Annotated in this window: 17 protein-coding genes; 8 read left to right on the top strand and 9 right to left on the bottom strand. The window is 67.8% G+C overall.

Features of this window, described 5'->3' with window-relative positions:
- Positions 1-92: 92 nt before the first annotated feature.
- Positions 93-302, bottom strand: a complete 210-nt coding sequence (locus KZA10_RS01150) for a hypothetical protein (RefSeq protein ID WP_218681950.1) — start codon at positions 300-302, stop codon at positions 93-95.
- 120 nt (positions 303-422) lie between these two features.
- On the opposite strand from KZA10_RS01150, the gene KZA10_RS01145 reads away from it, so the two are divergent.
- Both KZA10_RS01145 and KZA10_RS01140 read left to right on the top strand, forming a co-directional pair.
- Positions 423-2,018 carry an amidohydrolase gene (locus KZA10_RS01145; RefSeq protein WP_218681949.1) on the top strand — a complete coding sequence of 532 codons (1,596 nt, stop codon included), beginning with the start codon at positions 423-425 and terminating at the stop codon, positions 2,016-2,018.
- Positions 2,019-2,062: 44 nt separating this feature from the next.
- On the top strand, positions 2,063-2,485 hold the full coding sequence (locus KZA10_RS01140) for an NUDIX hydrolase (RefSeq protein ID WP_055871579.1): 423 nt from the start codon (positions 2,063-2,065) through the stop codon (positions 2,483-2,485).
- A gap of 49 nt (positions 2,486-2,534) precedes the next feature.
- On the opposite strand, the gene KZA10_RS01135 is transcribed toward KZA10_RS01140, so the two are convergent.
- Positions 2,535-2,990 (bottom strand): aminoacyl-tRNA deacylase, encoded by a 456-nt coding sequence (locus tag KZA10_RS01135; protein ID WP_174799514.1) that lies wholly within the window; start codon positions 2,988-2,990, stop codon positions 2,535-2,537.
- 56 nt (positions 2,991-3,046) lie between these two features.
- Positions 3,047-3,547: a hypothetical protein gene (locus KZA10_RS01130; protein ID WP_055871970.1), complete on the bottom strand. Its 501-nt coding sequence runs from the start codon at positions 3,545-3,547 to the stop codon at positions 3,047-3,049.
- A 147-nt stretch (positions 3,548-3,694) separates the two neighbouring features.
- Between KZA10_RS01130 and KZA10_RS01125 the strand changes: the two genes are divergently transcribed.
- Together KZA10_RS01125 and KZA10_RS01120 are read left to right on the top strand one after the other, a co-directional pair.
- Positions 3,695-4,252: a peptidylprolyl isomerase gene (locus KZA10_RS01125; RefSeq protein ID WP_218681948.1), complete on the top strand. Its 558-nt coding sequence runs from the start codon at positions 3,695-3,697 to the stop codon at positions 4,250-4,252.
- 21 nt (positions 4,253-4,273) lie between these two features.
- Positions 4,274-5,170, top strand: coding sequence for a rhomboid family intramembrane serine protease (locus tag KZA10_RS01120; RefSeq protein WP_141385602.1), 897 nt, complete (start codon positions 4,274-4,276; stop codon positions 5,168-5,170).
- Positions 5,171-5,324: 154 nt separating this feature from the next.
- Here the strand turns inward: KZA10_RS01120 and KZA10_RS01115 are convergent, their stop codons facing one another.
- Positions 5,325-5,564 carry a cell division protein CrgA gene (locus KZA10_RS01115; protein WP_017829940.1) on the bottom strand — a complete coding sequence of 80 codons (240 nt, stop codon included), beginning with the start codon at positions 5,562-5,564 and terminating at the stop codon, positions 5,325-5,327.
- Between the two features lie 103 nt (positions 5,565-5,667).
- Here KZA10_RS01115 and KZA10_RS01110 point away from each other — a divergent pair, with 103 nt between their 5' ends.
- Genes KZA10_RS01110 through KZA10_RS01100 form a run of 3 tightly spaced genes read left to right on the top strand, consistent with a single transcriptional unit; the run spans position 5,668 to position 7,275 of the window.
- Complete coding sequence (locus KZA10_RS01110; protein WP_218681947.1) at positions 5,668-6,462, top strand: class E sortase; 795 nt, start codon at positions 5,668-5,670, stop codon at positions 6,460-6,462.
- 28 nt (positions 6,463-6,490) lie between these two features.
- Positions 6,491-6,646, top strand: a complete 156-nt coding sequence (locus tag KZA10_RS01105) for a hypothetical protein (protein WP_017829942.1) — start codon at positions 6,491-6,493, stop codon at positions 6,644-6,646.
- The gene (locus tag KZA10_RS01100; protein WP_055875485.1) at positions 6,643-7,275 is read left to right on the top strand and encodes an aminodeoxychorismate/anthranilate synthase component II; all 633 of its coding nucleotides are present in this window, start codon (positions 6,643-6,645) and stop codon (positions 7,273-7,275) included. The genes KZA10_RS01105 and KZA10_RS01100 overlap by 4 nt, the downstream gene beginning before the upstream one ends.
- A gap of 30 nt (positions 7,276-7,305) precedes the next feature.
- On the opposite strand, the gene pknB is transcribed toward KZA10_RS01100, so the two are convergent.
- Both pknB and KZA10_RS01090 read right to left on the bottom strand, forming a co-directional pair.
- Positions 7,306-8,928, bottom strand: coding sequence for a Stk1 family PASTA domain-containing Ser/Thr kinase (gene pknB / locus KZA10_RS01095; RefSeq protein WP_235563371.1), 1,623 nt, complete (start codon positions 8,926-8,928; stop codon positions 7,306-7,308).
- Positions 8,898-9,590, bottom strand: coding sequence for an AzlC family ABC transporter permease (locus KZA10_RS01090; protein ID WP_218681946.1), 693 nt, complete (start codon positions 9,588-9,590; stop codon positions 8,898-8,900). The genes pknB and KZA10_RS01090 overlap by 31 nt, the downstream gene beginning before the upstream one ends.
- A gap of 104 nt (positions 9,591-9,694) precedes the next feature.
- On the opposite strand from KZA10_RS01090, the gene KZA10_RS01085 reads away from it, so the two are divergent.
- Positions 9,695-10,243: a helix-turn-helix domain-containing protein gene (locus KZA10_RS01085; protein WP_218681945.1), complete on the top strand. Its 549-nt coding sequence runs from the start codon at positions 9,695-9,697 to the stop codon at positions 10,241-10,243.
- Between the two features lie 3 nt (positions 10,244-10,246).
- On the opposite strand, the gene KZA10_RS01080 is transcribed toward KZA10_RS01085, so the two are convergent.
- From KZA10_RS01080 to KZA10_RS17580, 3 genes are all read right to left on the bottom strand, one after another.
- Positions 10,247-11,872, bottom strand: coding sequence for an MFS transporter (locus tag KZA10_RS01080; protein ID WP_218681944.1), 1,626 nt, complete (start codon positions 11,870-11,872; stop codon positions 10,247-10,249).
- The gene (gene glsA, locus KZA10_RS01075; RefSeq protein WP_055873336.1) at positions 11,869-12,915 is read right to left on the bottom strand and encodes a glutaminase A; all 1,047 of its coding nucleotides are present in this window, start codon (positions 12,913-12,915) and stop codon (positions 11,869-11,871) included. The genes KZA10_RS01080 and glsA overlap by 4 nt, the downstream gene beginning before the upstream one ends.
- A gap of 99 nt (positions 12,916-13,014) precedes the next feature.
- On the bottom strand, positions 13,015-13,704 hold a 690-nt coding region (locus tag KZA10_RS17580; protein WP_256934230.1), incomplete at its 5' end, for a phospholipase.

Below are 13,704 nucleotides of genomic sequence, written 5' to 3'. Positions count from 1 at the left end.
CTCGGCGGCGAGGGAGGCGGCACGGGCGAGGCGGGCGGCGTAGACGGCGGCGGGGAAGGGCAGTGTGCTCACGGGCTCCACGCTACTGCGCGTCAGCTGATCGCGACACGGATGCGCTCGGCCAGGAAAGCGAGGTCTGCCTCCGTGAGATCGGTCACCGCATACGCGGTAGGCCAGACGGTGCCGTCGTCGAGGTTCGAGATCGGCTCGAAGCCGAAGGTGCCGTAGCGCACCTTGAACTTGCTCGCCGGCTGCATGGCCTCGCGTTCCTCGGCGCTGAAGTTCTTCTCGTTCTCGGCCATGATCGGTCCTCTCGATGTGCTGCCCGTGTGGTGCTCACACTACGGAGGAAGGACACGGATGCGCTTCTCGATTCCTGATCGATCCCTCGCCGCGCCGCACCCGAGTGCCAGACTGACGCCATGACGACAGTCTTCACCGGCCGCATCCGCCCGTTCGCGCCGAGCACAGACATCGAAGTCGAAGCCATGGCGGTCGACGACGCCACGATCGTGGCCGTGGGTTCGGCGGAGGAGATTCGCCGCACCTACCCCGACGCCAAGATGGTCGCACTCGACGGATGGGTCATGCCGGGGCTGATCGAGCCGCACGGGCATCCCGGGTTCGCCACGATCCTGCTCTCCGATCTGGTCGTCGACCTCCGGCCCGTGGTCGTGCCCCGGGCCGAGGATGTCCTCGCAGCTCTGCGCACGGCGTTCGCGGAGGCCGACGGGGAACCCGTCTTCGCGAACGGATGGGACTCGCTGCTGCAGCGCGGACTCCCCGACCCCGACATCCGCTTCCTCGACGACCTCGCCGGCCGTGTTCCTCTCGTCGTGATCCACAACTCCGGGCACTCGGTCTACTTCAACACCGCCGCCGCGCTCGCTGCAGGCATCGACCGCACCACACCCGATCCGGTCGGCGCCTCGTTCGGTCGTGATGCCGAGGGGGAGCTCACCGGCGTCGCGCTCGAGGCGGCTGCGGTCGAGATGGTCGTCGCCCCGATGCTCGCCACGGCGCAGGAGCATCTCCCCCGCATCCTTCCTGCGCACCTGCGCGATCTGGCCGCGCGCGGCATCACCACCGTGTCCGACCTGTCGTGGAATCGAGGACTCGATCCTCTCATCGACGCCCTGCGCGCGAAGGGTGCGATGCCGGTGCGCCTGCGGTGGTACGAGATGTCCCGTCCGGGTGGGATGCCCTCCGCACGAGGCGGCGGCGATGCGTTCTTCCGCCAGACGGGCGTGAAGACGTGGTCGGACGGCTCTCCGTGGGTCGGCAACATCGCCACGTCCTTCCCCTATCTCGACACCCCGGCGACCCGTGCGCTCGGACTCGAGCCCCACCACATCGGGCGGGCGAACTACACCTCGGACGAGCTCTCGGCCATCGCCGAGCCCTATGCCGCCGCGGGCTGGCAGCTGGCCTGTCACGCGCACGGGGACCGCGCGATCGATGCGACCCTCGACGTCTACGCGCAGATCATCGCGCGGCACGGACTCACCGATCATCGCTTCCGGCTGGAGCACTGCGGCGCCATGACGCCAGCGCAGTTCGAGCGCGCGGCGTCTCTGGGATTCACGGTCAGCCTGTTCGTCGACCACATCACGTACTGGGGCGAGGTGCTCGTCGATGACCTCTTCGGTCCGGAACACGGGGGCGCATGGGCAGATGCCGGCGCCGCGTTCGCAGCCGGCCACCGCGTGACGTTCCACAACGACGGGTGGGTCACCCCCGACGAGCCCTTCCGCAACATGGCAGTCGCCGAGACCCGCACCACCCGCAACGGGTATCGCATGCCCGGCGGCTCACCGGTCACCAGGGATCAGGCGCTCCTCGCGCACACGGTGAACGCGGCCTGGCAGCTGTTCAGCGAGCACGAGGTGGGTGCCCTCGCCCCCGGCCTCTTCGCGGACTTCATCGTGGTGGATCGCGACCCGGTCACGGTGTCCTCCGAAGAGCTCGCCGCGACGCAGGTGAAGTCCACGTACGTGGCCGGTGTGCGAGTGGTCTGACGCGCTGTCATCGCCCATCGTCGTCGACGGATAGTGTGTGATCCATGGACCTGCGTGTCGCGGCGTACGCGGTCGTCACCGATGACGACGGGCGGCTACTGCTGGCGCGCTGGACCGAGGGCCGTCGCGTGGCGTGGACGATGCCGGGCGGCGGGCTGGAGGCCGGTGAGTCGCCGGAGGACGCGGTGCGTCGCGAGCTTCGCGAGGAGACCGGCTACACAGTCAAGGTCGGCGAACTGCTCGGCATCCATTCCCGGGTGATCCCCGCCGGTCGTCGCGTGCAGAAGGCCGCGGATCCGCTGCATACCCTGCGCATCGTGTACCGCGCCGAGGTGACGGGTGGCAAGCTCCGGTTCGAGACCGGCGGTTCGACCGACATGGCCGAGTGGTTCCCCCTGAAGACGGTCGCGGAGCTGCAGCGCGTCAAACTGGTCGACATCGCGCTGAGGATGGCCGGCATCCTCTGACCGACCCTGTCGACGTGCTGCGCTCGTGCCGCGAACGCGGCGATGAGGATCAGCGCTCTTCGGGCACCGAGATGTCGGCGACGATGGCGCCGTACGCGGCGATCAGGTCGTCCGCCTCGACGAACAGGCTGTACCCATGGGCACCCGCGCCCATGGCGATCCGCTCACCGACGATCGACTCGTCGGCGTAGATCGGCCAATCCGTGGTGCTGCCGATCGGGACGATGGTTCCCCGTTCGTAGCCGGTCGCCGCGAGCGCCAACTCGGGCTCGGGCAGGCGCAGCTTGTTCACACCGACCAGAGCACGCAGCTTGGGCCAGGAGATCGATCGACCACCCGGCACGAGCGCGAACAGGAACGTGTCATCCGACCGCTTCACGACGAGGGTCTTCACGATGCCCGACGCCGGGATGCCGAGCAGTTCTGCTGCCTCGAAGAGGCTGCCGGCGGCGGGTCGTTCGCGGATTTCGATCTCGAGTCCCCGGGCCGCGGCCGCCTCTTTCACCCGGGCATGCTGATCGCCTCCGTCACCAGGGGCGACGGAGGCGGGGTCAGACGGCTTCACGCGTCGGGTGCGGCGAGCGGGTCGTCCGCGACCCAGAGCTCATCGTCCGCGCGCAGCGTCTGCCATGCGGCGTAGAGCACACCGACCGCCGCGGCAGCACCGAGGATGATCGCGATGATGGAGCCCAGGCCGGGGCCCGACTTCTGCGGCGCGGTCGCCTTGCGCACCTTCACGGCGACGCCGTGACGCTTGGCGTTGGCGACGTCCCACGCGGTGAGAGCAGTACCGACCACTCCGCCCACGATCGGCACGAACTTGTCGTCGACGACGTGCTTGCCGATCTTCACGCCGCGGTCGACGACCGGGGCGACACGGCGGTTGTACGTGTCCTGGATGACCGGCACGACCTGCTCACGATTGAGGTTGCCGAGCTGACGGCCGGCCTCACGGGCGACATCGGCGGCGTGACCGACGAGCACCTGCTGGTTCTCCCAGAGCTGGTTCGCGTCGTTCTGAAGACGACGCAGTTCCTTCTTCCGCTTGCGGCTGAGGCTCACGATGCTCTCCTGTCCATTGGAGTACGGGTTCCCCATCTTGCCACGAGAGGCTGGAAGCCGGGCGGGAATCGCCCGCCCCTTGCTTATTCGACCGAACAGGGGTAGTCACCACGGCCAACTCACCGGAAGTTCTGCGAGAATGTTGACATGGCTCACGCTTCTCATGTCGCAACCCTGCACACCAACCACGGTGACATCGTCATCAACCTCTTCGGTGACCACGCCCCGAAGACGGTCAAGAACTTCGTCGGCCTGGCCGACGGCACCCAGGAGTGGACCGATCCCGCCACTGGCAAGCCCGGCGAGGGACCTCTCTACAAGGACGTCATCTTCCACCGCATCATCCCGAACTTCATGATCCAGGGCGGCGACCCGCTCGGACAGGGCGTCGGCGGCCCCGGCTACAACTTCGACGACGAGATCAACATGGAGCTCAACTTCAACGAGCCCTACGTCCTCGCGATGGCCAACGCGGGCCTGCGTCGCAACGCCATCACGGGCAAGCCCGAGGGCACCAACGGGTCGCAGTTCTTCATCACGACCGACCCGACCCCGTGGCTGCAGGGCAAGCACACGATCTTCGGCGAGGTCGCCGATGACGCCTCCAAGGCCGTCGTCGACGCGATCGGCGCTGTGCAGACCGGTGCGGGCGACCGACCCGTCGAGCCGGTCGTGCTGCAGTCGATCGACATCGTCGCGGCCTGACGACAGCTGCGGCCGATCCGGATGACCACGCCTGAGTTCACGAGCAATCGCGACAACTTCTGCTACCGGCATCCGGATCGGCAGAGCTTCGTGCTCTGCCAGCGGTGCATGCGCACCATCTGCCCCGAGTGCCAGACACAGGCGCCCGTGGGCGTCATCTGCCCGGAGTGCATGAGCGCCGATCGCAAGAACCGCACTCCCGCGCAGAAGAAGGCGGCACGACGCTGGCGCGGCGGCGGCGCCACCATGGCGATGACCCGCGGCGGCAAGCCGGTCGTGACCTACGCGCTGCTCGCGGTCACCTCGTTCATCGGCCTGCTGCAGCTGATCCCCGGTATCGGTGAACAGATTACCGCTCAGCTGCTCTTCGCGTCGCCGTATCTGTATCCGAACCTCTCTCCCCTGCCCTTCGAGCCGTGGCGACTGCTGACCGCCGTCTTCGCCCACGGCGGCTTCATCCACCTCGCCCTCAACATGCTCGCGTTGTGGATGCTCGGGCAGAGCCTCGAGCCCATGCTCGGCAGGGTCCGATTCCTCGCCCTCTACCTCATCAGCGGGCTCGGCGGCTCGGTCATGGTCGCGGTGCTCGCGCCGCTGACCTCGACCGTCGGCGCCTCCGGCGCGATCTTCGGCCTGATGGCCGCCCTCCTCATCGTCGGGCGGCACCTCGGCGCCAACGTCACGGGACTTCTCGTGATCCTCGGCATCAACTTCGTCTACGGCCTGGTCTTCGGCGGCGGACGGATCTCCTGGCAGGCGCATCTCGGCGGCGTGCTCATCGGGGCCCTCGTCGCCTTCATCTACGTCAAGACGAAGCGCCGAGAACAGCGCACCCTGCAGATCGTGCTGCTGTCCGCGGTGGTCATCCTGTTGATCGTCGTCGTGGCGTTCGTGCCGCCGCTCATCCTTTTGTCCTGATCCCGAGTTGTTAACAGGGTTGTTAACCCCTGTGAATAACACCGGTGTAATTCTCCCCAGGCTGTGGATGGACCTGTGGATAACTTTCGCTCCAGGTATGAGAAAGGCCCTCTCGCGATGCGAGAGGGCCTTTCTGGAAGAAGGGGGGGGAGGGTCAGCGCCAGCGGGTGGTCATGAGGAAGCCGATCAGCGCGATGCCGAGGCCGATGGCCAGGTTCCAGTTCGACAGACCCGGGATCGGGTACTGCATGCCGGAGATGTAGAAGACCAGGATCCACACGAGGCCCAGCAGCATGAAGCCGATCATCACCGGCTTGAACCACACGGCGTTGGGAGCGGCCTCGCCTTCGGCGCGCTCGACGGCGGGTTCTTCAGTCTTGCGGTCACGTGCCATTCCGTCATTGTACCCATCAGAGCTGTCCTCCGCCGAGGCACATATGCCCGCACAGACGGGGAGGCCTCGGCGTCCGCCCAGCGTTCCCGGATATGATCACCGCATGACTGCATCCGTCGTGCCTGGGGGGCGACGTCCGCGGCGGCAGCGACCACGCTCTCGCGCGACGTTCGCGAGTGTACTCGGCGAGCTCCTCCTCACCGCCGGCGTGGTGGTCCTCCTCTTCGTGGCCTGGCAGATGTGGATCGGCGACATCATCATCAGCGCCCAGAAGAACGATGAGGGGGCCGCTGTCTCGCAGGCCCTCGCACAGGCCGAGGCACCAGAGCTCCCGCCCGTCATCGAGGGTGAAGACGGTGTCACCACATACGTCCCGCCGGTCCCCGCAGCTCCGGCCGATGCCCAGTGGTTCGGACAGATGCACATCCCTCGATTCGGCGCGGACTACAACTTCGGGATCTTCGGGGGCACGAGCCGCGCACGCACCCTGGATCAGCAGGGCATCGGGGTCTACACGAACTCGAAGATGCCCGGCGAGGTCGGCAACTTCTCTCTCGCCGGACACCGCACCACCTGGGGCAAGCCGTTCAACCAGCTCGACAAGCTGCAGCTCGGCGACGCGATCGTCGTGGAGACGCCCGACGGCTGGTACACCTACCGCTTCCGCACCCTCGAATACGTGAAGCCCACGCAGACGGACGTGCTCGCGGATGTGCCGCAGATGCCGGAGCAGCAGACCGGAGAGCAGTACATCACCCTCACCGCCTGCTCCCCGCTCTACTCCCTCGCCGAGCGCATCGTCGCCTACGGGGTCTTCGAGGGCTTCCAGCCGCGCGCTGAGGGCCCGCCGACCGCTCTGACCGACCCGCCGCCCCCGCCGGCCGCACCATCGGTGTGATCGTGGACGTCGACAAGGGAGAAGACTGATGTACGCCGCAATCTGGCGCCTGCTGCCCGGTCCGTGGTGGCTGCGTGTGCTCATCCTCGTGGTCGTCATCGCCGCCGTGCTCTACGGACTGTTCTGGTACGTCTTCCCCTGGGTGAGCCCGATCATCGCTCCGGGCGAGGTCGACGTCGAATGACGCGAGTGCTCGTGGTCGACAACCACGACAGCTTCGTGCACACCCTGGTCGGATACCTGAGCGAGCTCGGCGCCGAGACCGTGATGATCGAGTCCGACGCCACCGACGCCGCACAGCTCGAGCACATGCTCCCCGCATACGACGCGGTGATGCTCTCACCCGGGCCGGGCACCCCGGCCGACGCCGGTGCCTCGCTCGACGCGGTGCGCATCGCCACGCGGCTGCGCATACCGACCCTCGGTGTGTGCCTCGGGCATCAGACGATCGGTGAGGCCTTCGGGGCACCGGTGATCGCCGCGCCGGAGCTCATGCACGGCATGGTGTCGGCGGTCACGCACGACGGCTCCCCGCTGTTCGACGGCGTCCCCTCTCCGTTCGACGCGGGTCGCTATCACTCGCTGGCGCTCGCGGCGTCCGACCTGCCCTCCGATGTCATCGTGACCGCCTGGACCGAGAACGGCACAGTGATGGCCCTGGCGCACCGTGACCTGCCGCTGTGGGGTGTGCAGTTCCATCCGGAGAGCGTGCTCACCGAGGGAGGCTACCGGCTTCTGGCGAACTGGCTGGAGCTGTGCGGGGACGAGAATGCCGTGGCGCGCGCAGAGGACCTGCACCCGCTGTCGAGGTGACGGCGGGGTCGGCTCCCCGACCTGCGACCGCTATCCGGTGCAGAAGAAGATCTGCACCGACGAGCCGACGGGAACGTCACCCGGAGCCACCGACATCGAGTGGACGGTCGCCGGCTGCGTGGCCGGGCACTCCGCCGTCTCTGCCGGCACGGCGACCAGACCGAGATCGCCGAGGTTGGTCGTGGCGGCATCGACGGTCCAGCCGACGAGGTCGGTCAGCGTCACCTTGCCGCTGGCCACGACCAGGTTGATGACGGTTCCCGGATCCAGTTCGGTCTCGGCCTTCTCACTGGCGGAGATGACGGTGTTCGCCGCCAAGGCCTTGTCGTTGCGTTGGATGACGGTGCCGAGCTCGAGCCCTGCCGCCTTCAGCGCGTTCGTGGCATCGCTGAGCGCCATGCCCTCGATCTTGGGCATGACCACGGTCTCTTCGCCCGCGGAGACGTACAACGTGACCGTGGATCCCTCCTCCACCGACACGCCCGCTTCGGGGTCGGTGCGGATCACGTTGCCTTCGGCGACCTCGGAGCTCGTCTCGATCACGATCTTCGACGAGAGGTCGAGCCCTGCGAGGTCGTCCTGCGCGCGTTCCGAGGAGACGTTGACGAGGTTCGGGATGATCCGTGAGCTGCTCGACACCTCAGGGGGCCGCATGCTGATCGTGACGACCCAGAACAGCACGGAGGCCAGCAGCACGGCGAGCAGAGCCACGCCCGCCCAGATCCACGCGACCGGCGGACCGGACTGGGTTCTGGTCATGGTCGTGTCGGTGCTGAGCTGACGCAGCGACCGCGCGGTCTCCTGCGCCTGCCGCGGGCTCGCGCCGTAGAGCTCGCTGGTCAGCGCTCCGAGTTCCTTACGGGTCGGAGCGTTTCCCGTCATGGCGGAATCCAAGGCCGCGCGGAAGTGCGCGGCATCCGGGTATCGCTGGTACGGGTCCTTCGCGAGCGCGCGGAGCACGATCGGGTCGAGGGTGCGGGGAGCTTCCTCGTTCACCTCGGTCGGAGGAACGGGTGTCTCGCTGACGTGCTGGTAGGCGACGGCCACCGGTGACTCGCCGCGGAAGGGCTGGCGGCCCGTCAGCAACTCGTACAGGACGACACCGGTGGAGTAGAGGTCGGCTCGAGCGTCGACGGGCTCGCCCTTCGCCTGCTCCGGCGAGAAGTAGGCGGCGGTCCCGATGATCTGGGTGGTCTCCGCCACGGTCGACGACGAGTCGGAGACGGCTCGGGCGATCCCGAAGTCCATCACCTTGACCTGACCCTTGTCGGTCACCATCACGTTGCCCGGCTTGATGTCGCGGTGCACGACACCGGCACGATGCGAGTAGTCGAGCGCCTCGAGGATGCCGTCGACGTAGCGCACCGCGTCGGCCACCGGCACGGGGCCGGCGGAGATGATGTCCTTGAGCAGGGTGCCCTTGACGAGCTCCATGACGATGTACGGCGGCTCGTCGGAGCCGATCTCACTCGTCGACGGGTCGCCGGCGTCGAAGACGCGGACGATCGACGGATGCGACATGCGCGACGCAGCCTGCGCCTCGAGCCTGAATCGGTTGCGGAAGGCGGTGTCACGCGCCAGTTCGGGGTCGAGGACCTTGATCGCGACCTCGCGCCCGAGCGTCAGGTCGTACCCGCGGTACACCTTCGCCATTCCGCCATGCCCGATGAGCTCGTCGACGCGGTACCGGCCCGCGATAGCACCGGAAGTCCGGGCATCAGCATCGGGGTGAAGGCCGCGGCGACCACAGCCGCGGCGATGCCGACCACGACGGCCTGACGCTGGCGGAGTCTCGGCCACAGCAGAGCGAGGAATGCCGCGGCCGCCGCCGCATCCAGCCCCCAGGCCTTGGGGTCGCCGAGCACGTCGCCCACGAGCGCCCCGACGAGGGTGGTGATGTTCCAGCCGACGAAGATGCCGATCCCCGTCACCCAGAATCCGACCTGCCGCAGCCGCGGATCGCTCTGCGAGATCGCCACCGCCGTCGACTCGTCGATCGTGAAGTGCGCAGCAGCCGCCTTGCGCACGGGTCCTCCCCCGACGATCGGCGACATCCGCATGCCGTAGGCGACGTTGCGCACCCCGAGAAGCGCCGCCGAGGCGATCGCCGAGGGCAGCGCGGCGACGCCGCCCGCAGTGAAGACGCCGACGAAGGCGAACTGGGATCCTCCGGTGAACATCAGCAGGCTCAGCACACACGTCTGCCAGACGTCGAGACCCGAGGCCACGGCGAGGGCGCCGAAAGAGATGCCGTAGGCACTGGTCGCGAGAACGACGCCGAGCGACTCGCGCCAGACCTCACGCTCTGCGGTCATCACACACCACTCGAACCACTGTTCGCTTCACTGAACACATGATCATAATTCTGAACACCAGCGCACGGATAGTCAAGCGAACGAACGTTTGACATGATGAACACATGGAGGAACTTCGCACACGCATCGCCCGCACCCTGCGTCGGGAGAGAGAGGCGGCGAGTCTGTCGGTGTCCGAGCTCGCTCGACGAGCCGGCATCTCCAAGGCGACGGTGTCCCAGCTGGAGAGCGGAGCAGGCAACCCCAGCGTCGAGACGCTGTGGGCGCTCGGCGTGGCGCTCGGCGTACCCTTCGCCGTGCTGGTCGATCAGCAGGCCAACGCACCGACCCTCATCCGCGCAGACGACCTCGCGGGCGTTCCGTCCTCCGCAGCCGCGTACAGCGCGACGTTGCTGTCGGCGAGCCCTCCCGGCGCCCGCCGTGACATCTACCTGATCCAGGCCGAGCCGGGCGACGCCCGCCGTTCCGACCCTCATCACCCCGGGACGATCGAGCACGTGATCATGCTGACGGGACAGGCACGGATCGGCCCGGTCGACGAACCAGTGCTGCTGGGCCCCGGCGACTACCTCACCTACGCCGGAGATGCTCCGCACATCTTCGAGGCGACCGCGCCCGGCACCAGCGCGGTGCTCATCTCCGAGCTGCGCTGAGCGTCACTCCGACCCGGCCGCCGGCGACGGGTCGGGGATCTCGTGCGGCCGATACTGCGGGAGCCGCGAAGCCGGGAGGATCGCCAGCGCGCTGATACCCGCGAGCAGGAGCAGGCCGAGCTTGAGAGTGCCGAGCCGGGACTCCTCGTTCACGGCGACGGCTGCGTCGACCTGTTCCGGCGTCGCGTCCGTGGCCTCGAGCGCGGCACGGAGATCGTCGTTGCTGACGAAGTTGAGGTTGTCCATGTCGACCTGTGCGACGAGTGACGGCGGAAGCTCGGGGTGCTCGACGACAGCGCGACCGATACTGAGCCCGAGAAGAGAGACCAGCAGCGCCCCTGCGAGCGCGGTGCCGACGGCCGAGGCGAGGTTCTGCGTGGTGCCGCGCAGCGAACCCACGTCTCCGGCGAGTTCGGCGGGGGCCGCCGTCACGAGGACGTTGAACACCAGCGTCACCAGCGCGCCCTGTCCGATGCCGAAGACGATGAGCCCGGCGATCGTCGGGATGGTCTCCCAGTTGTTGTTCACGACGAACGACAACCACACCAGCGCGACCGTGGTGAGGATGAAGCCGACCACGCCGATCGTCCGCGGCGGGAAGCGCCGGTACAGCCGCACCACGAGCGTGGCCGTGACGAAGACGGTGAGGTTGAACGGCATCATCGCCATCGAGGTGTCGAACGGGGTCCTGCCCTGCACGATCTGGATGTAGAGCGGGATCGTGAAGTTCACGCACCCCTCCAGGGCGACCACGATGAACATGGCATACACGGCGGCCCGCTCACGCGACGAGCCGAGCACGCTCAGATCGATCAGGGGAACCCTCCCCTCCGACATCCGTCTCCGCGTCCACAGGAAGAAGGCCTGCCCGAGTACCAGCCCCACCACGATGAAGACGGGGGCAGGCGAGAGCCCGATGACGTTGAAGGGGGCGTCGGCCGTCGCCGCCACCGCACCCCAGGAGTTCAGGTTGTTGAACCCGAGCGTCAGCAGCACGATCGCCGCGCCGATGAGGAGTGAGGCGACGAGGTCGATGCGGATCGACGCGTCTCCGCGATCGCCGCGCAGGGTGAAGCTCAGTGCGAAGACGACGACGGCGATCCCCAGCACGATGAAGAACATCGGCCGCCAGCCGACCAGGGTCCCCAGGGTGCCGCCGATCAGGAAGGCGCTGACACCCGAGATCGCGCGCGCCGAACCGATGGCGCCGATGGCGGTCGCCTGCTGCTGGCCGCGGTAGTTCTCGGCAATGAGTGCCACGATCGACGGCACGATGATCGCTGCGGCCGCGCCGGCGACGGCCTGTCCGGCGATCGCCCACCACACCGTGGGCGCCAGGATCATCATCACCGAGGAGGCCGCGAACAGCGCGATCACGATCCGGAAGATGAGCACCCAGCCGATCCTCTGACCGAGCTTCGCGCCTGTCATCACGAGCGCGGCCACGGCGAGCCCGTACATGACGATCGTCGTGCTCGCGACCGTGGGCGGGACGCCGAACTCGCTCACCATGCCGCCGAGGGAGATCGGCAGCGCGGCGACGTTGAACGACATCAGCACCTGTGCGAGGAACAGGCTGACCATCGGGAACCACGAGGTCTTGGTCTGCTCCGGCTGCGTCTGGGTCATGACTGCTCCTGCGGTGCGGGTGAGGGTGCGGTCGCGGAGGCTTCACGACGCGCCGGGGCCGAGGCGAAGAGGTTCAGCCCCAGAACACGTGACAGGTACCCGATGGCCATCTGCGAGCGGATGGAGTTCCCGGCCTCGTCCAGTCGCGGCGAGAATCCGGCAACCGCGCCCTTGCCGGGTGCGACAGCGACGATGCCGCCGGCGACACCGGACTTCGCCGGGAGCCCGATCTCGAACAGCCAGTCGCCGGATCGTTCGTACAACCCCGTCGACGCGACGACAGCGAGAGTGTCGCGGCACACCTCTTCCGAGACCACCCGCTCTCCGGTGACCGGATTCACTCCCCCGTCGGCGAGCGTCGCCCCCATCACAGCGAGATCGTGAGCCGTGACGCTCAAGGCGCACTGACGCGTGTAGACGTCGACCACCTCGTCGGGATCGCCCGACAGCCGACCATAGCTGCGCAGCAGACGACCGAGAGCGCGATTGCGGTCGTTCGTCTGCGCTTCCGATGCGTAGACCACCCCGTCGAGACTCAGCGGACGCCCGGCGAAGGCGGAGAGCCCCTCACGAACGCGCTCCCACTGCTCGACCGCGGTGGCGCCGGGCATGAGGGCGGTCGTGGCGATCGCACCGGCGTTGACCATCGGATTCATCGGATGCCCGTCGTTGAGCTCGACCGCCACGACGGAGTTGAAGGCGAGTCCTGTGTTGTTCACGCCGACGATGTCGCGCACGCGCTCATGGCCGTGCTCCTGGATCGCCAGGGCGTAGACGAACATCTTCGAGATCGACTGGATGGAGAAAGGATGCAGAGCGTCGCCGGCATCGTGCAGCCCGCCACCGACCTCGATCACCGCCAGACCGAAGAGCTCCGGATCGACCTCGGCGAGCACGGGGATGTAGTCGGCGACGGTGCCGCCGCGTTCCCCGCGATAGCGGGAGTGCGCGTCGCGCACGATCTCCTCGACGCGATCCCACCCCGGCAGGGAGCCGGTGGAGACCTCCTGCGGCACATCGCGCCACGCTGCCGGGTCGAGCATATCTCCTCCTCGGATCCGTGACGCCCCCAGGTCGCCAGAGTCACCGTAGCACTCGACGCCCGCCGATGGCTAGAGAATCCTCGGGAGGACGGGCGGGGATCAGTACCAGTTCATGGCCTGCGAATGCGCCCATGCGCTGCAGGGAGTGCCGTACACCGACGAGATGTATCCCAGTCCCCAGGCGACCTGAGTGGCGGCGTTCGTCTGCCAGTCGGATCCGGCTGACGCCATCTTGCTGCCGGGAAGCGCCTGCGGGATGCCGGTGGCACCGCTCGGGTTGTACGCCTGGTAGTTCCAACCGGACTCCTTGTTCCACAGGGAGTTCAGGCAGGAGAACTGATCGCCGCCCCATCCGTAGGTGCTCGACATGATCTGCTGCGCGGAGGCCTTGGCACCCTCCGGCGTGTTGGCTGCGGCCAATGCGGCCGCCGCCTGCTGCTCCGCGGCGGCCTGAGCCGCCGCCTGCTCCGCCGCTATCCTCGCGGCCTCTTCCTCCGCCTGCTTCTGCTGCGCCGCGGTGAGTGCACTGCGCAGCTCTGCGGTATCGGCGACGACGTTCGCCGTCTCCTCTTCCGCCTTGTCGGCGAGGATGCCCACCAGAAGCACCGGAGTCACGTCGCTGTCATCCAGCTTGTCGATGTGGCTGACGAGGTCGGAGGTGTCGATCGTCGTGACGACGCCGACGTCGAGCCCGGAGGCGACGACCTCGGACTCCAGCGTCTCGGCCGCCGCCACAGCGCCCTTCGCCTGCGCCAGGGTCGTCGAGGCGTCTTCCGTGATCTGCGCGAG

The sequence above is a fragment of the Microbacterium sp. BF1 genome (genome assembly GCF_019279095.1).
Taxonomy (GTDB): Bacteria; Actinomycetota; Actinomycetes; order Actinomycetales; family Microbacteriaceae; genus Microbacterium; species Microbacterium maritypicum.
Note: the sequence above shows the minus strand (reverse complement) of the source record. Positions and strands in the feature narration are given on the sequence as shown.